Annotated in this window: 22 protein-coding genes; 6 read left to right on the top strand and 16 right to left on the bottom strand. The window is 71.7% G+C overall.

Going from position 1 to position 22,092, the window contains the following annotated elements:
• Positions 1 to 11: 11 nt before the first annotated feature.
• From mihF to HFP48_RS32085, 12 genes are all read right to left on the bottom strand, one after another.
• Positions 12 to 332 carry an integration host factor, actinobacterial type gene (gene mihF / locus HFP48_RS13545; protein WP_003935409.1) on the bottom strand — a complete coding sequence of 107 codons (321 nt, stop codon included), beginning with the start codon at positions 330 to 332 and terminating at the stop codon, positions 12 to 14.
• 423 nt (positions 333 to 755) lie between these two features.
• Complete coding sequence (gene pyrF, locus HFP48_RS13540) at positions 756 to 1,580, bottom strand: orotidine-5'-phosphate decarboxylase (RefSeq protein WP_029543601.1); 825 nt, start codon at positions 1,578 to 1,580, stop codon at positions 756 to 758.
• A complete protein-coding gene (carB, locus tag HFP48_RS13535) occupies positions 1,577 to 4,966 on the bottom strand; it encodes a carbamoyl-phosphate synthase large subunit (protein ID WP_168579628.1) in 3,390 nt (1,129 codons plus the stop codon). Before carB ends, pyrF begins: the two co-directional genes overlap by 4 nt.
• The gene (gene carA / locus HFP48_RS13530) at positions 4,967 to 6,130 is read right to left on the bottom strand and encodes a glutamine-hydrolyzing carbamoyl-phosphate synthase small subunit (protein ID WP_006937638.1); all 1,164 of its coding nucleotides are present in this window, start codon (positions 6,128 to 6,130) and stop codon (positions 4,967 to 4,969) included.
• A gap of 96 nt (positions 6,131 to 6,226) precedes the next feature.
• Entirely contained in the window at positions 6,227 to 6,733 is a 507-nt protein-coding gene (locus tag HFP48_RS13525; RefSeq protein ID WP_029543596.1) for a hypothetical protein, read from the bottom strand.
• Positions 6,733 to 8,052, bottom strand: coding sequence for a dihydroorotase (locus HFP48_RS13520; protein WP_050035208.1), 1,320 nt, complete (start codon positions 8,050 to 8,052; stop codon positions 6,733 to 6,735). Before HFP48_RS13520 ends, HFP48_RS13525 begins: the two co-directional genes overlap by 1 nt.
• A gap of 65 nt (positions 8,053 to 8,117) precedes the next feature.
• Entirely contained in the window at positions 8,118 to 9,062 is a 945-nt protein-coding gene (locus HFP48_RS13515; RefSeq protein ID WP_006937625.1) for an aspartate carbamoyltransferase catalytic subunit, read from the bottom strand.
• Entirely contained in the window at positions 9,059 to 9,658 is a 600-nt protein-coding gene (gene pyrR, locus HFP48_RS13510; RefSeq protein ID WP_006937623.1) for a bifunctional pyr operon transcriptional regulator/uracil phosphoribosyltransferase PyrR, read from the bottom strand. The genes HFP48_RS13515 and pyrR overlap by 4 nt, the downstream gene beginning before the upstream one ends.
• Positions 9,659 to 9,849: 191 nt before the next feature.
• A complete protein-coding gene (gene nusB, locus HFP48_RS13505; protein ID WP_006937621.1) occupies positions 9,850 to 10,359 on the bottom strand; it encodes a transcription antitermination factor NusB in 510 nt (169 codons plus the stop codon).
• On the bottom strand, positions 10,360 to 10,923 hold the full coding sequence (gene efp / locus HFP48_RS13500; protein WP_006937620.1) for an elongation factor P: 564 nt from the start codon (positions 10,921 to 10,923) through the stop codon (positions 10,360 to 10,362).
• Positions 10,924 to 10,958: 35 nt separating this feature from the next.
• Positions 10,959 to 12,050: an aminopeptidase P family protein gene (locus HFP48_RS13495; RefSeq protein WP_168579627.1), complete on the bottom strand. Its 1,092-nt coding sequence runs from the start codon at positions 12,048 to 12,050 to the stop codon at positions 10,959 to 10,961.
• Positions 12,051 to 12,054: 4 nt separating this feature from the next.
• Positions 12,055 to 12,183 carry a hypothetical protein gene (locus HFP48_RS32085; protein WP_006937617.1) on the bottom strand — a complete coding sequence of 43 codons (129 nt, stop codon included), beginning with the start codon at positions 12,181 to 12,183 and terminating at the stop codon, positions 12,055 to 12,057.
• 33 nt (positions 12,184 to 12,216) lie between these two features.
• Between HFP48_RS32085 and HFP48_RS13490 the strand changes: the two genes are divergently transcribed.
• The 6 genes from HFP48_RS13490 to HFP48_RS13465 all read left to right on the top strand — a co-directional run bounded on the left by HFP48_RS13490 (position 12,217) and on the right by HFP48_RS13465 (position 17,482).
• Positions 12,217 to 12,777, top strand: coding sequence for a B-4DMT family transporter (locus tag HFP48_RS13490; RefSeq protein ID WP_029543592.1), 561 nt, complete (start codon positions 12,217 to 12,219; stop codon positions 12,775 to 12,777).
• A 72-nt stretch (positions 12,778 to 12,849) separates the two neighbouring features.
• On the top strand, positions 12,850 to 14,070 hold the full coding sequence (locus tag HFP48_RS13485) for a patatin-like phospholipase family protein (protein WP_006937615.1): 1,221 nt from the start codon (positions 12,850 to 12,852) through the stop codon (positions 14,068 to 14,070).
• Positions 14,071 to 14,236: 166 nt separating this feature from the next.
• Positions 14,237 to 14,380: a hypothetical protein gene (locus HFP48_RS13480; protein WP_006937614.1), complete on the top strand. Its 144-nt coding sequence runs from the start codon at positions 14,237 to 14,239 to the stop codon at positions 14,378 to 14,380.
• 163 nt (positions 14,381 to 14,543) lie between these two features.
• On the top strand, positions 14,544 to 15,104 hold the full coding sequence (locus HFP48_RS13475) for a hypothetical protein (protein WP_102800060.1): 561 nt from the start codon (positions 14,544 to 14,546) through the stop codon (positions 15,102 to 15,104).
• A gap of 39 nt (positions 15,105 to 15,143) precedes the next feature.
• The gene (locus HFP48_RS13470; protein WP_168579626.1) at positions 15,144 to 15,524 is read left to right on the top strand and encodes a metalloregulator ArsR/SmtB family transcription factor; all 381 of its coding nucleotides are present in this window, start codon (positions 15,144 to 15,146) and stop codon (positions 15,522 to 15,524) included.
• A complete protein-coding gene (locus HFP48_RS13465) occupies positions 15,521 to 17,482 on the top strand; it encodes a heavy metal translocating P-type ATPase (RefSeq protein WP_168579625.1) in 1,962 nt (653 codons plus the stop codon). The genes HFP48_RS13470 and HFP48_RS13465 overlap by 4 nt, the downstream gene beginning before the upstream one ends.
• A 45-nt stretch (positions 17,483 to 17,527) precedes the next feature.
• On the opposite strand, the gene thrS is transcribed toward HFP48_RS13465, so the two are convergent.
• The 4 genes from thrS to aroC form a co-directional block, all read right to left on the bottom strand.
• The gene (thrS, locus tag HFP48_RS13460) at positions 17,528 to 18,757 is read right to left on the bottom strand and encodes a threonine--tRNA ligase (protein WP_255326728.1); all 1,230 of its coding nucleotides are present in this window, start codon (positions 18,755 to 18,757) and stop codon (positions 17,528 to 17,530) included.
• Between the two features lie 416 nt (positions 18,758 to 19,173).
• Entirely contained in the window at positions 19,174 to 20,283 is a 1,110-nt protein-coding gene (gene aroB / locus HFP48_RS13455; RefSeq protein ID WP_006947002.1) for a 3-dehydroquinate synthase, read from the bottom strand.
• The gene (locus HFP48_RS13450; RefSeq protein WP_006947003.1) at positions 20,280 to 20,864 is read right to left on the bottom strand and encodes a shikimate kinase; all 585 of its coding nucleotides are present in this window, start codon (positions 20,862 to 20,864) and stop codon (positions 20,280 to 20,282) included. The genes aroB and HFP48_RS13450 overlap by 4 nt, the downstream gene beginning before the upstream one ends.
• 4 nt (positions 20,865 to 20,868) lie before the next feature.
• A complete protein-coding gene (gene aroC, locus HFP48_RS13445; protein WP_168579624.1) occupies positions 20,869 to 22,056 on the bottom strand; it encodes a chorismate synthase in 1,188 nt (395 codons plus the stop codon).
• Between the last annotated feature and the right edge of the window lie 36 nt (positions 22,057 to 22,092).

Here is a 22,092-nt window from a genome sequence, read left to right as displayed (position 1 = left end):
CCACCGGTCGCTCAGGCGTCGAAGTCGAACCTGGCGAGCAGCGCCTTGCGCTGACGGTCGCCCAGGCCGCGCAGGCGACGCGTCGGGGCGATCTCGAGCTCGGTCATGATTTCCTGCGCCTTGACCTTGCCCACCTTCGGCAGGGCCTCGAGCAGGGCGGACACCTTCATCTTGCCGAGGATCTCGTCGTTCTCGGCATCGGCCAGGACCTGCTTGAGGTCGGTGCCGCCGCGCTTCAGGCGGTCCTTGAGCTCAGCCCGGGCACGACGGGCAGCAGCCGCCTTCTCCAGAGCAGCGGCGCGCTGCTCGTCGGTCAGCTGGGGAAGGGCCACGGTTCCTCCGTCTCATCGTTGGCAAACAGTCTCATCCGCCGGTTAACCAGCGGCGATAGCGACCGTACTCACGCCGGACGACGATTGCGAACCCACCCCCCGCCGTTTCGGCTCGAAAACACGTGCGGTAGTGCGCCCGGATCGCCGTCCCCGAACCGGTCCGGCCGGGCCCCGCGGGCACCGTCCACCACCTCGGCGAACACGGCATCACCGCAGGTAGAGGCGCTGCGCACGGCGTGGCGGGCCGGTGCGAGCGTCCGCCTGCGAGGCGACGCCGACGCCGGCTCGTCCCGGCCGGAAACGGATCGGAAAAATTTCCGCGCGCGAGCGTGTCGGGGCGCTCCCACCTGCATCGGAACGGACATTCGGCCCGGATCCGGGAATCGGATCCGGGCCGAGCCGGAGGTGGCGGTGCGGGGCCGGTCAGGCCCGCAGGAAGGCGAACGAGTCCACGGTGCGGGCCACGGCGCCGCGCAGCGCCGCGACCGTCGGGCCCGCCCGCAGCACCTCGCGGGAGACGTTCGGCACGACGGCGTCGAGGTGCTCGCCCGCCAGACGGCGCACGTCGTCGGCGGTGCCGCCCTGGGCGCCCACGCCGGGCATCAGGATCGGCCCGTGCAGCGCGCTCAGGTCCGGCGCCCGGGTGAGGGTCGCCCCGACGACGACACCCACCGAGCCGAGGGTGTCGGCGCCGGCGTTGCGGGCCGCGGCCTCGTCGACCATCACCTGCGCGACGCTGCGCCCGTCGGAGACGCGCGCGTGCTGCACCTGCGCCCCCTCCGGGTTGGAGGTGGCCGCGAGGACGAACACCCCGCGCCCGTCGGCGGTGCGGCGCAGCGCCGGCTCGAGCGACCCGAACCCCAGGTACGGCGAGACGGTGACCGCGTCGGACCCGAGCGGGGACGCGTCGGTCAGCCACGTGCGGGCGTAGGCGTCCATCGTCGAACCGATGTCGCCGCGCTTGGCGTCCGCGAGGACGAGGGTGCCGGTGCCCCGCAGCGCCGCGACGGTGCGTTCGAGCACCGCGATGCCCGCGGAACCGAACGCCTCGAAGAACGCGACCTGCGGCTTGACCACGGCCACCTGCCCGGCGAAGGCGTCGACGCACGCCTCCGCGAACCGCTCGAGACCCGCGACGTCGACCGTCAGCCCCCAGTCGGTGAGCAGTTCCGGGTGCGGGTCGATGCCGACGCACAGCGGCCCGCGCTCGGCGAGGGCCGCGTGCAGGCGCTGCCCGAACGTCGTCACGACGCCGGGCCCGTGGTGCCGTCGGGCAGGCCGCCGACGCCGGCGGACTCCGCCGCCGCGTCCTCGCGGAGCCCGGCGTGCATCTCCTGCAGCGAGCGGACCCCGATGTCGCCACGGATGGCGGCCTCGATGCCCTGGACGGCCGCGGAGGCACCCTGCACGGTGGTGATGCACGGGATATTCGCGGCGACGGCGGCGGTGCGGATCTCGTAGCCGTCGATGCGCGGCCCGGAATTGCCCCACGGGGTGTTGATCACCATGTCGACCTCGCCGGCGCGGATCTTCTCGACGATGGTGTGTGCCCCCTCGGGCCGCTCCTCCTCCGACACCTTGTACACGTGCTCGCACGGGATGCCGTTGCGGCGCAGCACCTCCGCGGTGCCGATCGTGGCGAGCACCCGGAAGCCGAGGTCGGCGAGCCGCTTGACGGGGAAGATCAGCGACCGCTTGTCCTTGTTGGCGACCGAGACGAACACCGAGCCGGAGGTGGGCAGCGACCCGTAGGCGGCGGTCTGGCTCTTGGCGAACGCGGTGCCGAAGTCGTCGTCGATGCCCATGACCTCGCCGGTGGACTTCATCTCCGGGCTGAGCAGCGAGTCGATGCCGGTGCCGTCGGCGCGGCGGAACCGGTTGAACGGCAGCACCGCCTCCTTCACCGCGACGGGAGCGTCGGCCGGGGCGTGCCCGCCGTCGCCGTGGGCGGGCAGAATGCCCTCGGCGCGCAGGTCGGCGATGGTTTCGCCCATCATGACCCGGGCGCAGGCCTTGGCGAGCTGCACCGCGGTGGCCTTCGAGACGAACGGCACGGTGCGGGAGGCGCGCGGGTTGGCCTCGAGCACGTAGAGGATGTCGTCCTTGAGGGCGTATTGCACGTTGAGCAGGCCCTTGACGCCGATGCCGCGCGCGAGGGCCTCGGTGGAGCGGCGCACGTTCTCGAGATCGGAGCGGCCGAGGGTGATCGGCGGCAGCGCACACGACGAGTCGCCGGAGTGGATGCCGGCCTCCTCGATGTGCTCCATGATGCCGCCGATGTAGACGTCGGTGCCGTCGCATAGAGCGTCGACGTCGATCTCGACCGCGTCGTCGAGGAAGCGGTCGACCAGCACCGGGCGGTCCTCGGAGATCTCGGTGGCGCGAGAGATGTAGTTCTCGAGCGCCGTCTCGTCGTAGACGATCTCCATGCCGCGCCCGCCGAGCACGTAGGACGGGCGGACCAGCACCGGGTAGCCGATGCCGGCGGCGATCTCACGGGCGCCCTCGAAGGTGGTGGCGGTGCCGAACTTCGGCGCCGGCAGGCCCGCCTCGGTGAGCACCCGGCCGAACTCGCCACGGTCCTCGGCCAGATCGATGGCCTCCGGGCTGGTGCCGACGATCGGCACCCCGGCAGCCTTCAGCCGCCGCGCGAGCCCGAGCGGGGTCTGGCCGCCGAGCTGGACGATGACGCCGGCGACGGTGCCGGACTGCGACTCGGCCCGGTACACCTCGAGGACGTCCTCGAAGGTGAGCGGCTCGAAGTAGAGGCGGTCGGCGGTGTCGTAGTCGGTCGAGACCGTCTCGGGGTTGCAGTTGACCATGACGGTCTCGTAGCCGGCCTGCGACAGGGTCAGGGCGGCGTGCACGCACGAGTAGTCGAACTCGATGCCCTGGCCGATGCGGTTGGGGCCCGAGCCGAGGATGAGCACCTTCGGCCGCTCGTGCTGCTCGGCGACCTCGGTCTCGGCGTCCGGGTCGAGCTCGTACGTCGAGTAGTGGTACGGGGTCCTGGCCTCGAACTCGGCGGCGCAGGTGTCGACGGTCTTGTACACCGGGTGCACGCCGAGCTGCTCGCGCAGGGCACGCACCGCGTCCTCGTCGCCGAGTTCGGGGCGCAGCGCCGCGAGCTGCCGGTCGGAGAAACCGTGGTGCTTGGCGAAGCGCAGTTCCCGCGCACCGAACGTCCCGGCGGCGCGCACCTTCTCCCCCAGCTCGACGATCTGCTGGATCTGGTCGAGGAACCACGGGTCGATCTTGGTGGCGTCGAACAGCGGCTCGACGGTGGCGCCGAGCTCGAAGGCCTTGGCGATGCCGTAGAAGCGGCCGTCGTGCGGGACCTTCAGCTCCTCGAGCAGGCTGCCGAGATCTTCCGTCTCGACCTCGGGGCCGGTCCAGAACCCGGACCGCTTGGTCTCGAGCGACCGCAGGACCTTGCCGAACGCCTCGGTGAAGTTGCGGCCGATGGACATGGCCTCACCCACCGACTTCATGGTGGTGGTCAGGGTGCCGTCGGCGCCGGGGAACTTCTCGAACGCGAACCGCGGGGCCTTGACAACGACGTAGTCGAGCGTCGGCTCGAAACAGGCCGGCGTCTCCCTGGTGATGTCGTTGACGATCTCGTCGAGGGTGTAGCCGATGGCGAGCTTGGCGGCCATCTTCGCGATCGGGTAGCCGGTGGCCTTCGACGCCAGCGCGGACGAGCGCGACACGCGCGGGTTCATCTCGATCACCACGAGGCGACCGTCGCGCGGATCCATCGCGAACTGGATGTTGCAACCGCCGGTGTCGACGCCGACCTCGCGCAGGATCGCGATCGACAGGTCGCGCATCTCCTGGTACTCGCGGTCGGTCAGGGTCATCGCCGGCGCGACGGTGACCGAGTCGCCGGTGTGGACGCCGACCGGGTCGACGTTCTCGATCGAGCAGACGATCACGACGTTGTCGCGGCCGTCGCGCATGAGCTCGAGCTCGTACTCCTTCCAGCCGAGGATGGACTCCTCGATGAGCACGTTCGCGGTCGGCGAGGCGGCGAGGCCGCCGCCGGCGATACGCTCGAGATCGGCCTCGTCGTAGGCCATGCCGGAGCCGAGGCCGCCCATGGTGAACGACGGGCGCACCACGACGGGGTAGCCGAGTTCGGCGACGGTGTCGCGCACCTCGTCCATCGTGTAGCAGACCCGCGAGCGCGCGGACTCGCCCCCGCACTTGGCGACGATGTCCTTGAACTTCTGCCGGTCCTCGCCGCGCTGGATGGCGTCGAAGTCGGCGCCGATGAGCTCGACGTCGTACTTGGCGAGGATGCCCTGCTCGTGCAGGGCGACTGCGGTGTTGAGCGCGGTCTGCCCGCCCAGGGTGGCCAGCACCGCGTCGATCGGGGTGCCCTTGGCCTGCTCGGCGGCGATGACCTTCTCGACGAACTCGGCGGTGATCGGCTCGACGTAGGTGGAGTCGGCGAACTCCGGGTCGGTCATGATCGTCGCCGGGTTGGAGTTGACGAGGGAGACCCGCAGGCCCTCCTCGCGCAGCACCCGGCACGCCTGCGTGCCGGAGTAGTCGAACTCGCAGGCCTGGCCGATGACGATCGGGCCGGAGCCGATGACGAGGATGTGGGAGAGATCGGTACGGCGTGGCATTTAGTTCTTCTCTCCCTCGAGCATGCTGGTGAACCGGTCGAACAGGTAGGAGGCGTCGTGCGGGCCGGCCGCCGCCTCGGGGTGGTACTGCACGGAGAAGGCGGACCCGTCGAGCAGGCGCACGCCCTCGACGGCGCCGTCGTTGGCGCAGGTGTGGCTGATCACGGCCCGGCCGTAGGGCGTGTCGAACTCCTGCCCCGCTTCGCCCTCGAGCGCGAAGCCGTGGTTCTGGGCGGTGATGGCGATGCGGCCGGTCTCGTGCTCGATCACGGGGATGTTGATGCCGCGGTGGCCGAACTTCATCTTGTAGGTGCCCAGGCCGAGGGCGCGGCCGAGGATCTGGTTGCCGAAACAGATGCCGAACAGCGGCAGTCCCTGCCCGAGCACCTCCTTGGTCAGGTGCACCGCGCCGTCCGCGGTGGCCGGGTCGCCGGGGCCGTTCGAGAGGAAGACCCCGTCGGCCTTCAGGTCCAGGATGTCGTGCAGCGTCGCGGTGGACGGCAGCACGTGCACGCGCATGCCGCGCTGGGCGAACATCCGCGGGGTGTTGGTCTTGATCCCGAGGTCGATCGCGGCGACGGTGAAGCGGGCCTCGCCGTCGGGCTCGACGACGTAGCCGCTCGTGGTGGTGACCTCACCGGCCAGGTCGGCGCCGAGCATCGACGGCTGGCTCCGCACCCGATCCAGCAGGGTCTGCTCGTCGGCGAGGGCATCACCGGAGAAGACGCCCGCCCGCATCGAGCCGCGGGTGCGCAGGTGCCGCACCAGGGCACGGGTGTCGATCCCGGCGATGCCGACGATGTGCTGCCGCTCGAGCTCGTCCTGCAGGGAGCCGGACGCGCGCCAGCTCGAGGTGCGGCGCGCCGGGTCGCGCACGACGTAGCCGGCGACCCAGATCTTCGCGCCGGCGGGGTCACCGGTGGGCCCGACGGACTCGTTGTCCTCGGTGTTCCACCCGGTGTTGCCGATCTGCGGGGCCGTGGAGACCACGATCTGCCGGTGGTAGCTCGGGTCGGTGAGGGTCTCCTGGTAGCCGGTCATGCCGGTGCTGAACACGGCCTCGCCGAGGGTCTGCCCCACCGCACCGAAGACGGTGCCGCGGAACGTGCGCCCGTCCTCGAGCACCAGGATCGCGGTGTCCGTGTCGAAGTTGTTGCCGCTCATGCGTTCTCTCCGTTCTGCTCGACCTCACCGGAGCTCGCCGCATCAGCCGAAATCTCGCGTACCGTCGTCGCTGTACCAGCCGTCCAGGCTGTCGTCCTAGCTTTCACTGTCCCGGTAATTCTCGTTCGTCTCCTGCACCCACAGGGGGTAGATGGTCTTGTCGTCGCCGCGGAATCCCGTGTCGATCTCGGTGCCGGAGGGCAGCTGCCAGCGGATCACCAGCACACCGTCCTTGGTCATCACCTTCCCCGCGAGGCCCCGTTCGGTGCGGATCGCCCGGATCGAGTCCTGCGGGATCCAGATCGGCGAGGCGCCGTCGCGTTCGAGCAGCACTCCGGCGCGGTAGCGGCTGAGCTCGCCGGCCGCGCGGTGGCCGAGGTCGCCGACGGCGATCCGGTCCTGCCAGCTCGGCGCGAGGGTGCTGCCCACGTACAGGCCTGTGCTCGGGGCCACCAGCTGCTCCCCCAGCTCGGCCGGCACCGGCGGGAGGGCACCGACGGCATCGGCCTGGCGTCGGCCGCGGCCGCGCCAGCCCTTCCACATCAGCAGGGCCAGCACCACCCACAGGGCGACGAAGCCGAGCGTGAGCAACACGCGGTCCATCACCGCACCCCGCTTCCGGTGGCCGGCCGGACCGTGCCGTCGAGCGCGGTGATCCGGCCGCGCAGCACGGTCGCGACGACCTTGCCGGGCAGGGTCATCGCCTCGTACGGCGTGTTGTGCGCGACCGAGGCCAGCTCCGGTCCGCGCACCGTCCACTCGGCGTCGGGGTCGACGAGCACCACGTTGGCCGGCTCCCCCACCTCGAGGGGCCGCCCCTGGTCGTCGAGGCCGACGATCTCGGCGGGCCGTTCGCTCATCACCTTCGCGACGCCGCGCCAGTCCAGCAGCCCGGGGCGGACCATCGTCTCGACGACGATCGACAGGGCCGTCTCGAGGCCGAGCATGCCGGGACGGGCCTGGGAGAACTCGCAGCACTTGTCCTGCTCGGCGTGCGGGGCGTGGTCGGTGGCGACGCAGTCGAGCACGCCCTCGGCCAGGCCGCGGCGCAGCGCCTCGACGTCGGAGCGCTCACGCAGCGGCGGGTTGACACGGTTGACGCCGTCGTAGGTCTCGAGCCGCGAATCGTCCAGCAGGAGGTGGTGCGGGGTGACCTCGGCGGTGATCGCGATCCCTTGCGCCTTAGCCCATTTCACCAGCTCGACGGTGCCGGCGGTGGAGGCGTGGCAGATGTGCACGCGGGCTCGGGCGTCCCGGGCGAGCAGGGCGTCGCGCGCGACGATGGACTCCTCGGCCGCGCGCGGCCAGCCGGCCAGGCCGAGGCGCGCCGCGGTGGGGCCCTCGTGGGCGACGGCTCCGGCGGTCAGCCGCGGTTCCTCGGCGTGCTGGGCGATGAGCACCCCGAGCGAACTCGAGTACTCGAGCGCCCGGCGCATGATGAGCGGGTCGTACACGCAGTGCCCGTCGTCGGAGAACATCCGGACGCGGCCGACGCCGGCGGCCATGGTGCCCATCTCCGCGAGCTGCTTGCCCGCGAGGCCGACGGTGACGGCGCCGACGGGGTGCACATCGACGAGGCCGACCTCCTGCCCGCGCCGCCACACGTGGTCGGTGACGACGACGGAGTCCGCGACGGGGTCGGTGTTGGCCATCGCGAACACCGCGGTGTAGCCGCCGAGCGCCGCCGCGGCGGATCCGGTGTCGATGGTCTCGGTGTCCTCGCGGCCGGGCTCGCGCAGGTGCGTGTGCAGGTCGACGAAGCCGGGCAGCAGGACCCGTCCGGCGCCGTCGATCACCTCGGCGTCGGAGCCGGCATCGAGGTCGGTCCCGATCCCGAGGATCTGCTCGTCGCCGAGCAGCACGTCGGTCGGCGCGCCCTCCCCGTAGACGAGCACGTTGCGGATGAGCACCTGCGGCGACACCGAATCTTCTCCTGTCCCAGTGTTCTTCGTATCCTGCGCGGCTGCGCGGTCCGCGTGCGAGCCGGTCATGCGATCGCGCTCTCCGTGCCGACGAGCAGACGGAACAGCACGGCCATGCGCACGTGCACGCCGTTGCTCACCTGCTGCAGCACCGCGGTCTGCGGGGCGTCGGCGACCGCGGAGGCGATCTCCATGCCGCGCAGCATCGGACCGGGGTGCAGCACCACGGCGTGCTCGCCAAGCATCGCCAGCCGCTTCTCCGACAACCCGTATCCGATCGAGTACTCGCGCGCCGACGGGAAGAACCCGCCGTTCATGCGTTCGGCCTGCACCCGCAGCATGAGCACCGCGTCGAGGCCGGGCAGTTCGGCGTCGAGCGAGTGCGACACGGTCACCGGCCAGGTCTCCACGCCCACCGGCAGCAGCGTGCGGGGCGCGACCAGCACCACCTCGGCGCCGAGCGTGGACAGCAGCAGCGCATTGGAGCGGGCGACACGGCTGTGCAGGATGTCGCCCACGATCCCGATGCGCCGGCCGGCGATCGACCCGAGCCGCTGCCGGAGGGTCAGCGCGTCGAGCAGGGCCTGCGTGGGGTGTTCGTGGGTGCCGTCGCCGGCGTTGATCACCGCCGGCCCGCCGCCGTTGCCGTCGCCGGTCCAGTCGGCGATGCGGTGCGCGGCGCCCGAGGCGGGGTGCCGCACGATCAACGCGTCCGCGCCGGCGGCGTGCAGGGTCAGCGCGGTGTCGCGCAGCGATTCGCCCTTGGCGACCGACGAGCTCGAGGCGCTGACGTTGATCACGTCCGCGCTCATCCACTTGCCGGCGACCTCGAACGAGACCCGGGTGCGGGTGGAGTTCTCGAAGAACACCGTCATCACGGTGCGGCCCCGCAGGGTCGGCAGCTTGCGCACCTCACGGCCGAGCAGCGCCTGCTCGAACCGTTCGGCCTCGTCGAGAAGCTCGGTCGCGGACGCCTCGGTCAGGTCCGCGATGGAGAGCAGGTGCTTCACGAAATCTTGCCTCCGGAGATCACCACGGCGTCGCGGTCGTCCTGCTCGGTGAGCAGGACCCGCACGTCCTCGGCGCGGGCGGTGGGGACATTCTTGCCGACGTAGTCGGCGCGCAGCGGCAGTTCGCGGTGGCCGCGGTCGACCAGGACTGCGAGCTGCACGGCGCGGGGCCGGCCGAGGTCGCGCAGGGCGTCGAGCGCGGCGCGCACCGAGCGGCCGGAGAACAGGACGTCGTCGACGAGGACGACGAGGGCGTCCTCGACGCCGCCTTCGGGCACCGACGTGCGCTCGAGCGGCCGGTGCGGCTTGGTGCGCAGGTCGTCGCGGTAGAGGGTGATGTCGAGGGAGCCGACGGGCACGGTCACCCCGGAGAACTCGGCGATGCGTTCGGCGAGCCGGTGCGCGAGGGTGGTGCCGCGGGTGGGGATACCGACGAGGACGACGCGGGGGGCCTCGCCCTCGGGGGCGTCGAGCGCGGTCTTCTCGATGATCTGGTGCGCGATGCGGGCGACAGTGCGGCCGACGTCGGCTGCGGAGAGCAATTCGCGGGCCGGACCGGGCGTGGATACCGGCGACCCGTCTTCGGACATGGCCATACTGCGACCTCCTTCTCCGCCTCGCTGGACGGATCGTTAAAGGATGCCTGACGGTGCATCAGCCTAGCAGCGGCCGGTGACCCCCAGACACGGGTGCGGGGTGAGGCGTGCCACAGGCCGCCGTCCCGGTAGCGACGAGCGGGCCCGGCCGGCGACTTCCGTCCCCGGCCGGGCCCGCTCACGTTGCGATGTCAGGGCCGCTCGGACTCCCGCTGCTCGGCCGGCTCGGCGGCGCGCGACGAGGTGGCCGCCGCGGCGGCACGGACCTGGTCGGCGAGCGCCACGATCTGGCCGAGGATGCCGTTGACGAAGGCGGGCGAGTCGTCGGTGGACAGCTGCTTGGCCAGTTCGACGGCCTCGTCGACGGCCACCACCGGCGGCACGTCGGAGGCGTGGAACAGCTCCCACACCGAGATGCGCAGGATCGCCCGGTCCACGGCGGGCAGCCGCTCGAGCGTCCAGTCGTGCAGGTGCTCGGCGATCACCTGGTCGAGCTCGTCGAGATGCTCCGCCACGCCGCGCACGACGGTCTGCGTGTACGGCGGCACCTGGGCGACCTGGTCGTCGGTGACGGCGAGCGCGATGCGGTCGGCCGCGAGACCGACCGGGTCGATGTCGCGGGCTTCGGCCTCGAACAGCAGGTCGACGGCACGCTTACGCGCCTTGTGCCGGGCTCCGAGTTTCTTCTGCGTACCGGACACTCAGGAATTCACTCGCCCGAGGTAGCTGCCGTCACGCGAATCGACCTTGAGCTTGTCGCCGGTGTTGATGAACAGCGGGACCTGGATCTCGGCGCCGGTCTCGAGGGTCGCCGGCTTGGTGCCCCCGGTGGAGCGGTCGCCCTGCAGGCCGGGATCGGTGTGGGTGACCTCGAGTTCGACGGTGACCGGCAGTTCGACGAACAGCGGGGTGCCCTCGTGGGTGGCCACCTGCACCTGCATGTTCTCGAGCAGGAACTTCGCGCCGTCGCCCAGGGTCTCCTCGTTGATGGAGATCTGGTCGTAGGTCTCGCCGTCCATGAACACGTAGTCGGTGCCGTCGTGGTACAGGTACGTCATGTCGCGGCGGTCGACGGTGGCGGTCTCGACCTTCACCCCGGCGTTCCAGGTCTTGTCGACGGTCTTGCCGGAGAGCACGTTCTTGATCTTCGTACGGACGAACGCCGGCCCCTTGCCGGGCTTGACGTGCTGGAACTCGATGATCTGCCACAGCTGACCATCGATCTTCAGCACGAGCCCGTTCTTGAAATCGCTGGTATCGGCCACTTGGTTTCGCGTCTCCTAGAGTCGAGGTACCGCCCTCATACGACGGTCAATGTCTTGTCGGTGAGTGTGAGCAGCTCCGGTCCCTGCTCACGCACCACGAGCGTGTCCTCGATCCGCACGCCTCCGCGCCCGGAGAAGTACACGCCCGGTTCGACGGTCACCGCCGCACCGCAGGCAAGTGTACCGGTCGCCGCCTGGCCGATTCCGGGTGCTTCGTGGATCTCCAGACCGACCCCGTGGCCGAGTCCGTGCAGGAACAGATCACCGTGCCCGGCGTCGGCGATGACGCCGCGGGCCGCGGCGTCCACGGCGGCCAGGTCGACGCCCGGCACGAGCGCCGCCCGCCCGGCCGCCTGGGCGCGCGCGACGAGGTCGTACACCTCCCGCTGCCAGTCGGCGGCCCGCGCGAGGACGTAGGTGCGGGTCATGTCGGAGTGGTATCCCCCGACCTGCGCGCCGAAGTCGAGCTTGACGAAGTCCCCGGCGGCGAGCACCGCGTCGGTGGGCCGGTGGTGCGGCACAGCCGAGTTCGCCCCGGTCGCGACGATCGTCTCGAAGGAGATGCCGTCGGCGCCGTGGTCGAGCATGCGGGCCTCGAGATCGCGGCCGACCTGCCGTTCGGTGCGGCCCGGGCGCAGCCCGCCGGCGGCGACGAGGTCGGCCAGCGCCCGGTCCGCGGCGGCGCACGCCGCCTTCAGCAGCCCGACCTCGTGTTCGTCCTTGACCATGCGCAACTGCTCGACCAGCCGGGGCGCGGGCGTGAGGGTGAGCGGGCTGTCCAGCCCCGCCCAGCGCACGTGCTGTTCGACGGTGACGATGTGGCTCTCGAAGCCCCACCGGGCCGGCGTGGCCGCGGAACCGACCAGGTGATCGGCGCTGGCGCGGGCGATCCGGGCCCGCAGGTCGGGCACCTGCGCGGCGATCTGGGTGAGGTAGCGGCCGTCGGTGCACACGACGGTGCGGGACTCGTCGTCGTCGTCGGCGGTGACGAGCAGCGCGGCATTCGAACCGGTGAAGCCGGTGAGGTAGCGGATGTTGAGCAGGTCCGTCACCAGGAGCGCATCGAGGTCCCGGTCGGCGAGCAGCCGGCGCAGCGCGGCGCGGCGGGAGGCGTGATCGGCGGGCATGGGCTCAACGTACTCCCGCGGCGGCGGCCGGAACGGCCGCCGCCCGGGCGGTGACGACGAAGGGCAGGACGACGAAGGGCAGGACGACGAAGGGCAGGACGATGAGGAGCGGAGACCATGTGGGGCGGAACACACTTCCGCCGATCCAGACGTTACTCTGAGGTACATGAAACCCTGGTTGCTTCGCGGGCTCGGCCTGACCCTCGTGCACGTGCTCGTGCGGGTCCTGCTGGGGGCCGCCCTGGTGCAATGGCCGCTGCAAGGCTCGGTGCTGCGGATGGTCGCGCTGGCCGTCGTCGTGCTCGCCGCGATCGTGTGGGCCGGGCTCGACGGGATCCGCGACCAGCGGGCGCACCCGCAGTCGGAGGACGGTGCGGACCTGACGATGCTGTGGCTGAAGGCGGCGGCGGTCACCGGCCTCGTCGCCGGCCTGCTCACCTGGCTGATCGACACGGTCAGCCCGATCCAGGTCGGGGTCAAGTCGCTGTTCTTCGAACTGACCTCGGGTGCGGCGTTCACCGTGCTGCTGGTGTACGTCCCCGCGACGGCCGCGGTGATGCTCGGGCGGTTCCTGGTGCGCCGGGAGCAGCGCAAGTCCGCGCCGAAGGCGAAGCCCGACGCCGGGCCGGCGCCGGTCGGGGCGGCCGCGGCGCCGGATCCGGGGTGGCGCGACGACGACGCCCCGACCGAGGTGTTCGAGCGGATCGATCCGGACCGCCGCCCCTAGCGTCTCCCGATCGGACCGGGCCGGTTGCGGAATCGGGTCCGTGGCCGGAGGCCGGCAGGTACCGTTCCGCCCATGGCCGGACGCGGGGCGCGCGGTACCCACGGACGCCGGCGGACGGCGCTGGTCGTCGCGGGCGCGGGCGCGCGCGGTGCCTATCAGGCCGGGGCGATCACCTCCCTGCTTCCCCGGATGACGCGGCACGGCGCAGCGCCCGCGATCCTCGTCGGGACCAGCGCGGGCGCGATCAACGTGCTCGGGCTCGCCGCGTTTGCCGACGAGGGACTGCCCACGGCCGCGGAACGGGTCGTGGACCTGTGGACCGGGGTGGTCTCGTCCGACGTGTACTCGTCGGTGCACAGCCTTCTCGGCACCGGCGCGGCCTTCCTGGGCCAGGCGATCGGCTTTCCCCGCACGCGTCTCGTCAGCCTGCTCGATACGACCCCGATCCGGGGAACCCTGCAGCGCCTCGTCCCGTGGACCCGGCTGCACGAGAACATCCGGGCCGGGTTGGTGGACGCGGTCGCCGTCGCGACGACGTCCGTGGCCACCGGCGGGACGGTGGTGTTCGTGGAGAAGAACGATTCGGTGCGCCTGCCCGAGTACGACATCCGCCGCAACATCAGCTACGTCGAGACGACGCTGACCGTCGACCACCTGCTGGCCTCCTCGGCGGTCCCGATCCTGTTCCGGCCCATCCACGTCACCGACCGATGCGCCCCGCAGCGCTCCGGCTGGTACATCGACGGCGGACTGCTGCTCAACACCCCGATCAAACCCGCGCTGCTGCTGGGCGCGAACGACGTCGGCGTCGTGGCGACGCAGCCGCGGGTGTGGCCCCCGCCGGTCGCGGCGCGCACCGGGAGGCACCGGCCGGCGCCTCCCGACGTGGCCGGCGTCGCGGCCCTGGCACTGCGCGCGATGCTCGGCTACCGGATGATCGAGGATCTGCACACGCTCGAATTCCGCAACGCACGGATCGCGCAGACCCGCGCGGTGTCCCCGACCGACCGTCCCATCGGGATCGACTTCGCCGGCCCACCACCGGGCCAGGCCGGCCGGATCGCCGAGATCGCGGAGGACGTGGTGCGTCGCCGGCCCGCCGTGCGCCGGTTCCTGCGCAACCCCGCGCCGTCCGTCGTCGCGCGGCTGGTCGGCGGCGATGACGAGGATCGCGGAGACCTGCTCAGCTTCCTGCTGTTCGACCCGGAGTTCACCTCCGCGATCGCCGACCTGGGCCGGGAACACGGCGCAGAACCGAGCTCCGCGCCGGCCGTGGAGGGCATCCGGGCGTGATCCGCGCCCGGGCCGGAATCGGACGGGACGGGCGGAACGGACCGATTATGCGAGGAGTCGTGTCACACGACGTGCCGGTGGTGTAATTGTGAAGCATCGGGATCGAGAATCGGGAGCAGGCGAGGGAAAGCCGCTCGCCCGATCGGACGCACCGAGGGGGATTGCGATGGCCGACTTCGATCGATGGCCGACCGACCTGCTCGCCGAGTTCGTGGCCGACCTCGAACTGGGCCGCACCCCTGCCCTCCCGGTCGGCGTCGAGACCGCCGCGCGCGAGGAACTGGCCCACCGGAGCCTCGACGGCGGATGAGACCGATCCTCGGCAGTGTCCCCACGCGCAGCGACCGCCCCAGCACCGCCCGTCCGCGACCCGGACGCCGGGCAGGCGGAGCCGCCCGGCCGGATCCCCCTGCCGCGATGCGATCACCGAAAATCAATCCGACTGGCGCCCAATACATTTAGAGTAGGGAACCATGGGAGAGCGCGCTCCGGTATGCCCCGACGGGAAGACGGCCCCGAACGGCTCGGACGAGGGTGGGCCTTGGTGCTCCCGGACCGGTGGTGAACCGCAGCTGGGACGACTGCTCGGGGCGATCCTGCCGCTGACGCACCCCGCCGGCCTGTGGTCCACGACGTGGGGCCTCGCGAAGGGCTCGTGCAGCGCCGCCGCCGCGGTGGTGCGCGGACGAGTGCTCGGTCGCCGCCACCCGGGCACCCCCGAGGCGGCCGACCCCGTCCTGCCCGCGAGCTGGTGGCCCGACGACCTCGACATCGAGGCGGCGGCCAGGAAGTGCCCGGGGGTGGATCTGTACGCGGTGACCGTCGACTTCGTCGACCGCCACCACGGGTTCGCGCTGTCGATGCTGGGCGGCATCCCGTCCTGGACCGCCGCCTGGTATTCCCGCGTGGGCGTCGCCTACCTGCACGCCCACCGGCTCTCCCATCCCGTCCGGGACAACCGGGGCCGCCGCGGAACGCCCGTGCCGGCGCGTGCAGGCCGTCCCGGCCTGCAGGTCGTGCGCGGCGCCGAGTAGTCGCAGCGTTACATCGCCTGAAACCGCTATCATCGCCGTATGACGATCAATCGTGACGGTGGTGCGGTCCCGACGTCGACCCGGCCGGTGCCGGACCTCGACGCCGCGGTGGCGCTGTTCCACAGCCTCTCGGACGGCACCCGATTGGCGATCGTGCGACGGCTCGCCGAGGGTGAGGCGCGGGTGGCGGACCTCGTCGGTGAGCTGCGGTTGGCGCAGTCGACGGTCTCTGCGCACATGGCGTGCCTGCGGGACTGCAACCTCGTCGAGGGCCGCCCCCAGGGCCGGCAGGTGTTCTACTCGCTGACCCGACCCGAGTTGATGGATCTGCTCGCCTCGGCCGAGACGTTGCTGGCCGCGACCGGGAACGCGGTCGCGTTGTGCCCGAACTACGGCACCGGCACCGGGAGCGCGCCGTGAGCGACGCCTGCGGTTGCGGCCACGCCGAACCCCGCCTCCCCGGCGAGGACGAGCACGCGCCCGAGAAGTTGTGGCAGGTCACGGAGATCCGGGCGGCCGCCGCCGCGGGCGTCCTGCTGGTGGCGGCCCTGATCGTCCGTGTTGGCGGCGGACCCGACGCTCTCGGTGTGGGACTCGAGGCGGTGGCTTTGATCGTCGCCGGCTACACCTTCGTCCCCGCCACGCTCGAACGCCTGCCCAAGGGCGGGATCGGCGTCGGGACCCTGATGACGATCGCGGCCCTCGGCGCGGTGCTGCTCGGTGAGGTCGGCGAGGCCGCGATGCTCGCGTTCCTGTTCGCGATCAGCGAGGGACTCGAGGAGTACGCCGTCACCCGCACCCGCCGCGGCCTGCGCGCACTGCTGTCCCTGGTCCCGGACACCGCCACGGTGCTGCGCGACGGTCGCGAGCAGACCGTTCCGCCTGCCGACCTCGCGCTCGGCGAGGTCATGATCGTCAAACCCGGGGAGCGGATCGCCACCGACGGGATCGTCCGATCCGGGCGCACCGCCCTGGACACCTCCGCCGTCACCGGGGAATCGATGCCCGTCGAGGCCGGTCCGGGCGACGAGGTGTTCGCCGGGTCGATCAACGGCACCGGTGTCCTCGAGGTCGAGGTCACCGCCGGCGCGCAGGACAACTCGCTGGCCAGGATCGTGCGGATCGTCGAGGCCGAGCAGTCCCGCAAGGGCGACGCGCAACGCCTGGCCGACAGGATCGCCACCCCACTCGTCCCGGCCGTGATGGTCGCGGCCGCGGCCATCGCCGTCGTCGGCAGCCTGGCCGGGGATCCGCGCGTGTGGATCGAACGCGCCCTGGTGGTGCTGGTCGCCGCGTCGCCGTGCGCGCTGGCGATCGCGATCCCGGTCACGGTCGTCGCCGCGGTCGGCGCCGCATCCAGGTTCGGCGTCCTGGTCAAGGGCGGCGCCGCCCTCGAGGCTCTCGGCCGCATCCGCGGCATCGCGTTGGACAAGACCGGCACCCTCACCCGGAACCGGCCCGCCGTGCTCGACGTCGCCACCGCGGAGGGAACGACCCCCCACGACGTTCTCGCCGTGGCCGCCGCTCTGGAGGCCCGCAGCGAACACCCCCTCGCCCCGGCGATTCTCGCCGCCGTCGACGACTACGTGCCGGCCGAACAGGTGGACGCGGTCCCCGGTGCCGGCCTGACCGGCCGCATCGCCGGCGCTCCTGTCCGGCTGGGCCGGCCCGGCTGGATCGACGCCGGTCCGCTCGCCGCGGACATCGAGCGGATGCAGCATGCCGGGGCCACCGCGGTCCTCGTCGAACGCGAAGGCGCCGCGATCGGGGCGGTCGCCGTCCGCGACGAGCTCCGCGCGGAAGCGCGCGAGGTGGTCGCCGGGCTGCGCCGTGACGGCTACACCGTCGCGATGCTCACCGGCGACCACGACCGCACCGCCCGAGCCCTGGCCGCCGACGCCGGTATCGACGAGGTGCACGCCGACCTGCGCCCCGAGGACAAGGCCCGTCTCGTCGAGACCCTGCGCGCCACACGGCCGACCGCGATGGTCGGCGACGGGGTCAACGACGCCCCTGCGCTCGCGGCCGCCGACCTCGGCATCGCGATGGGCGCGATGGGCTCCGACGTCGCCATCGACACCGCCGACGTCGCCCTGATGGGCGAGGACCTGCGGCACCTGCCCCGAGCGCTCCGCCACGCTCGACGGTCGCGGACGATCATGCTGCAGAACGTCGGACTGTCCCTGGCGATCATCACCGTTCTGATGCCACTCGCCCTGTTCGGAGTCCTCGGCCTGGCCGCGGTCGTCCTCGTCCACGAGGTCGCCGAGATCGTCGTGATCGCCAACGGAGTCCGGGCCGGGCGCGCTCGGAGCCCGACTGCGACGGCACGACCAGCGCTGACGGCGGCCGAGCCGATCGCCGGAACCCGGTCATGACCCGAGACGCCGGCTCCCCCTCGGCCGGCGTCCACGAGGGGGCGTTCACGGCAGCGCGGACGGACGCAGGACCCGGCCCCGGACGTCGGCCCGCACCCGTTGCACGAACTGCTCGCGCCCGAGGCACGCCCGCTGCCCCGACTGCGGCACCAGTGCGCTGACGGTCTCGTCCGCGAGTTCCTCGTCGCCGACGATCGCGATGTACGGGTCGCGGTGCAGGCGCGCGGCCCGGATACGGCTGCCCAACGAACCCCCGGCGAGCACGTCGACGCGAATCCCCTCGGCCACCAACCTGTCCCGCAGCCTGCCGGCCCCGTCGCCGTGGCCGTCCCCGACGGGCAGGACCGCCACCTGGCGGGGCGACAGCCAGGGCGGCATGCGCCCTTCGAAGCGTTCGACGAGCATCGCGATCAGCCGCTCCATCGACCCGAGCACACCCCGGTGGATCATCGCGGGCCGATGCCTGCGCCCGTCCTCGCCGGTGTATTCGAGGCCGAAGCGCTCGGGCTGAGTGAAGTCGAGCTGGACGGTGGACACGGTCTCCTCGCGCCCGTGCGCGCCGGCGACCTGGATGTCGATCTTCGGACCGTAGAACGCGGCCTCCCCTTCGGCCTCGAAGAAGTCCAGCCCGCGCCGTTCGAGCGCTCCGCGCAGTTGATCCTGCGCGTGCGCCCACTGCTCGCCGGTGCCGAGATACCGCCCGCCGGCGTCACCCAGGGACAGGCGGTAACGCCGGTCGTCGAGCCCGAGGACCCCGTAGCAGCGTTCGATCGCACTCAGCGCGAGTTCCACCTCCGCGCCGACCTGTTCGGGCGCGCAGAACACGTGCGCGTCGTCGAGACTGATCTGCCGGACCCGGCTCAGGCCGGCGAGCACGCCGGACAGTTCGCTGCGGAACATCGATCCCAGCTCCGACAGGCGGATCGGCAGGTCGCGGTAGCTGCGGCCCCGCGAGGCGAAGATCTGGGCGTGGTGGGGGCAATTGGCGGGCCGGAGGACGAAACTCTCGCCTCCGACCCGCATCTCGGGGAACATGTCGTCGGCGAATTTGGACCAGTGGCCGGACCGGACGAACAATTCCTTCTTGGCGAGCACCGGGGTGTAGACGCGGCGACAGCCGGTTTCGGCCGCCACCTCGGCGGCGAAGGCCTCGAGTTCGGCACGGATCACCGCACCGTCCGGCAGCCACAGCGGAAGGCCCGCACCCACTATCGGTGCGGTGGCGAACATTTCGAGTTCGCGACCGAGCACTCGGTGATCTGCACCGTTCATGATCCGTTCCTCGACTCTCGTGTCGGCGAGAGGAAGCGACGTGCCCGAACACGACGAAAGCCCCGGGACGTCGACTCCCGGGGCTCGCGTGGTGGGTCAGCAGTGAGCGACGCGGCGCCGGAAGGCATCCGGCGTCGTCGTGACCTGCTGAGCGTTCATCATGACGGGAATCGTACGGCCGGTACCACCCGGAAATCAACGAAGAGCCGAGGGCGAATCCGAACCCGTTGCGGCGAAAAGTCTTTCATTTCCGTGGCTGCGGTCGGCCGTCCGGTGGGGCCGCGACCTTTGATTCGGAAAATTCTCTGATTCCGTCCAGTTCGAATTACCTCGGGGCCGAGTAGGCCGAGGGATCCCGGAAAAATGGAACGGGCCGGCGCACCCTTCGGTGCGCCGGCCCGTCGAGGGGGCTCAGCGGATCACAGGAGCACGGTCCCCGGGTCGGCGGTCCCCTCCCGCGCGACGGCCGAGTACGCCGCCGCGAGCAGCGACGGATCCGGTCCCTCGAGCCTGCCGGGCTTGGCGAGGCCGTCGAGGACGACGAACCGGAGCATGCCCGCGCGGTTCTTCTTGTCGGACTGCATGCCCTCGAGCAGCTGCGGGAAGGCGTCGGCGTCGTAGGTCGTGGGCAGCCCGACGAGCTCGAGGATGCTGCGGTGCCGGTCGGCGGTGGCGTCGTCCAGGCGCCCCGCGAGGCGGCCCAGCTCGGCGGCAAAGACCAGGCCGACGGCGACAGCGGCGCCGTGACGCCACCGGTAGCGTTCGCGCCGTTCGATGGCGTGCCCGAGGGTGTGCCCGTAGTTGAGGATCTCGCGCAGGCTCGACTCCTTGAGGTCCGCGGCGACGACCTTCGCCTTGACCTCGATCGAGCGTCTGATCAGTTCGGGCAGCACCGTTCCCGCCGGGTCGAGCGCGGCCTCCGGGTCGGCCTCGATCAGCTCGAGGATCTTCGGGTCGGCGATGAAGCCGGTCTTGACGACCTCGGCGAGGCCGGCGACGATCTCGTTGCGCGGCACCGTCTCGAGGGTCGCGAGATCGACGAGCACCGCGGACGGCTCGTGGAAGGCGCCGACGAGGTTCTTGCCGGCGTCGGTGTTGATGCCGGTCTTGCCGCCGACCGCGGCATCGACCATCGCGAGCAGCGTGGTGGGCACGTGCACGATCCGCACCCCGCGCATCCACGTCGCGGCGACGAACCCGGCCAGGTCGGTGGCCGCTCCCCCGCCGAGGCTGACGATCGCGTCGCTGCGGGTCAACCCGATGCGCCCGAGCACCTCCCAGCAGAATCCCGCGACGGCGAGGTCCTTGCCGTCTTCGGCGTCGGGGATCTCGACCCGGTGGGCGTCGATCCCCTTCTCCGCCAACGCGGTGCGCACCGCCTCGGCGGTCTCCGCGAGCGGCGGCTGGTGCAGGATCGCGACGGTGCGGGTGCCGGTGAGTTCGTCGACGAGCTCACCGAGCAGGCCTCGGCCGATGATCACCGGGTAGGGCTGGGCCGTCTGGACGTCGACGCGTACCGGTTCGGTCACGGTTGATTGCTCCGATTCTCTGTACTGGTCCCGCTGGCAGCGGACGGGTGGGCACCGGTGGCGGCCAGATCCGTCTGCGCCTCCAGTTTGGCAAGGACCTGCTGCACCACGCGGCCGGGGCTGCGCCCGTCGGTGCGAACCCGGATGGTGGCCGCCTGCCGGTACAGCGGGCGGCGCCGGCGCATCAGCTCCCGGTACTTCGCCGCGGGATCCGCCCCGGCGAGCAGCGGCCGCGTGGTGTTGGTCCCGGTGCGGCGCAGGCCCTCGGCGACGCTGATCTCGAGGTAGATCACCGTCCTCCCCTCGAGCAGGGCGCGGGTGCGCTCGGACAGGATCGCGCCGCCGCCGAGCGAGACGATCCCGTCGTGACGGGCGAGCGCGTCGGCCACCACCTCTTCCTCGATCCGCCGGAACGCCGGTTCGCCGTCGGTGCCGAAGATGTCCGGGATGGTGCGCCCGGTGGTGCGCTCGATCTCGGCGTCGGTATCGAGCAACGGCAGGTCGAGGGCTTGGGCGAGCCGGCGGCCGATGGTCGACTTGCCGGCCCCGGGCGGCCCGATCAGAACTGCGCGTGGCGTCATGTCGTCACCGTGGCACCCGGGCCGCGACGGCCTCGAGGTAGTTGCGGACGTTGGTGCGGGTCTCGTCGATCGAGTCGCCCCCGAACTTCTCGAGCGCGGCCTGCGCCACGATGAGCGCCACCATCGCCTCGGCCACGACGCCGGCCGCGGGCACGGCGCACACGTCGGAGCGCTGGTGGATCGCGACGGCCTCCTCGCCGGACGACATGTCGACGGTGGCGAGGGCGCGCGGCACCGTGGAGATGGGCTTCATCGCGGCCCGCACCCGCAGCGCCTCGCCGTTAGTCATGCCGCCCTCGAGGCCGCCGGCCCGGTTGGTCGAGCGGAGCACGCCGTCGGGGCCGGGCCGCATCTCGTCGTGGGCGACGCTGCCGCGGCGGCGGGCGGTCTCGAAGCCGTCGCCGACCTCGACGCCCTTGATGGCTTGGATGCCCATGAGGGCCGCGGCGAGCCGGGCGTCGAGCCGGTCGGCGCCGCTGATGAACGAGCCGAGACCGACGGGCAAGCCGTGCACCACGACCTCGACGACACCGCCGAGGGTGTCACCGTCGCGCTTGGCGGCCTCGATCTCGGCGATCATCGACTCCTCGGCCGACTTGTCGAAGGCCCGCACCGGGCTGGCGTCGATGGCGGCGAGGTCGGCGCCGGTCGGCTCCACCCCCACGTAGGGTTCGGACGTGCCGATGGAGATCACGTGCGAGACGACCTCGGCGCCGAACACCTGGCGCAGGAAGTTGCGGGCCACGGTGCCGGCGGCGACGCGGGCCGCAGTCTCCCGGGCGCTGGCGCGCTCGAGGACGGGCCGGGCGTCGTCGAAGCCGTACTTGAGCATGCCGGAGTAGTCGGCGTGGCCGGGTCGCGGACGGGTCAGCGGCGCGTTGCGGGCCTGCCCGGCGAGCAGTTCGGCGTCCACCGGGTCGGCGGACATGATGGTCTCCCACTTGGGCCACTCGGTGTTGCCGATCTCGATGGCCACCGGGCCGCCGAGGGTGTGGCCGTGCCGGACGCCGCCGAGGATGGTGACCTTGTCGGCCTCGAATTTCATGCGCGCGCCGCGGCCGTAGCCGAGGCGGCGCCGCGCCAGCTGCTCCGAGATGTCGCTCGACGTCACCTCGACGCCGGCGACCATCCCCTCGAGCATCGCGACGAGGGCGGGACCATGGGACTCTCCAGCAGTTATCCAGCGCAGCACAATCCCATCCTTCCACGTGCACCGCCACCGGCAGGA

Source organism: Rhodococcus sp. DMU1 (genome assembly GCF_012272955.1).
In the GTDB taxonomy this organism is placed as follows: domain Bacteria; phylum Actinomycetota; class Actinomycetes; order Mycobacteriales; family Mycobacteriaceae; genus Rhodococcus; species Rhodococcus aetherivorans.
This window is presented reverse-complemented; position numbering and strand designations above follow the sequence as displayed.

Coding starts and splice junctions, on each gene's coding strand:
- carB (WP_168579628.1), bottom strand. CDS start 4,966: ATGCCACGCCGTACCGATCTCTCCCACATCCTCGTCATCGGCTCCGGC.
- carA (WP_006937638.1), bottom strand. CDS start 6,130: ATGAGCGGCAACAACTTCGACACGGACACCGCGATCCTGGTGCTCGAG.
- HFP48_RS13525 (WP_029543596.1), bottom strand. CDS start 6,733: ATGGACCGCGTGTTGCTCACGCTCGGCTTCGTCGCCCTGTGGGTGGTG.
- pyrR (WP_006937623.1), bottom strand. CDS start 9,658: ATGGCCATGTCCGAAGACGGGTCGCCGGTATCCACGCCCGGTCCGGCC.
- HFP48_RS13495 (WP_168579627.1), bottom strand. CDS start 12,050: ATGCCCGCCGATCACGCCTCCCGCCGCGCCGCGCTGCGCCGGCTGCTC.
- HFP48_RS13490 (WP_029543592.1), top strand. CDS start 12,217: ATGAAACCCTGGTTGCTTCGCGGGCTCGGCCTGACCCTCGTGCACGTG.
- HFP48_RS13485 (WP_006937615.1), top strand. CDS start 12,850: ATGGCCGGACGCGGGGCGCGCGGTACCCACGGACGCCGGCGGACGGCG.
- HFP48_RS13480 (WP_006937614.1), top strand. CDS start 14,237: ATGGCCGACTTCGATCGATGGCCGACCGACCTGCTCGCCGAGTTCGTG.
- HFP48_RS13475 (WP_102800060.1), top strand. CDS start 14,544: ATGGGAGAGCGCGCTCCGGTATGCCCCGACGGGAAGACGGCCCCGAAC.
- HFP48_RS13470 (WP_168579626.1), top strand. CDS start 15,144: ATGACGATCAATCGTGACGGTGGTGCGGTCCCGACGTCGACCCGGCCG.
- HFP48_RS13450 (WP_006947003.1), bottom strand. CDS start 20,864: ATGACGCCACGCGCAGTTCTGATCGGGCCGCCCGGGGCCGGCAAGTCG.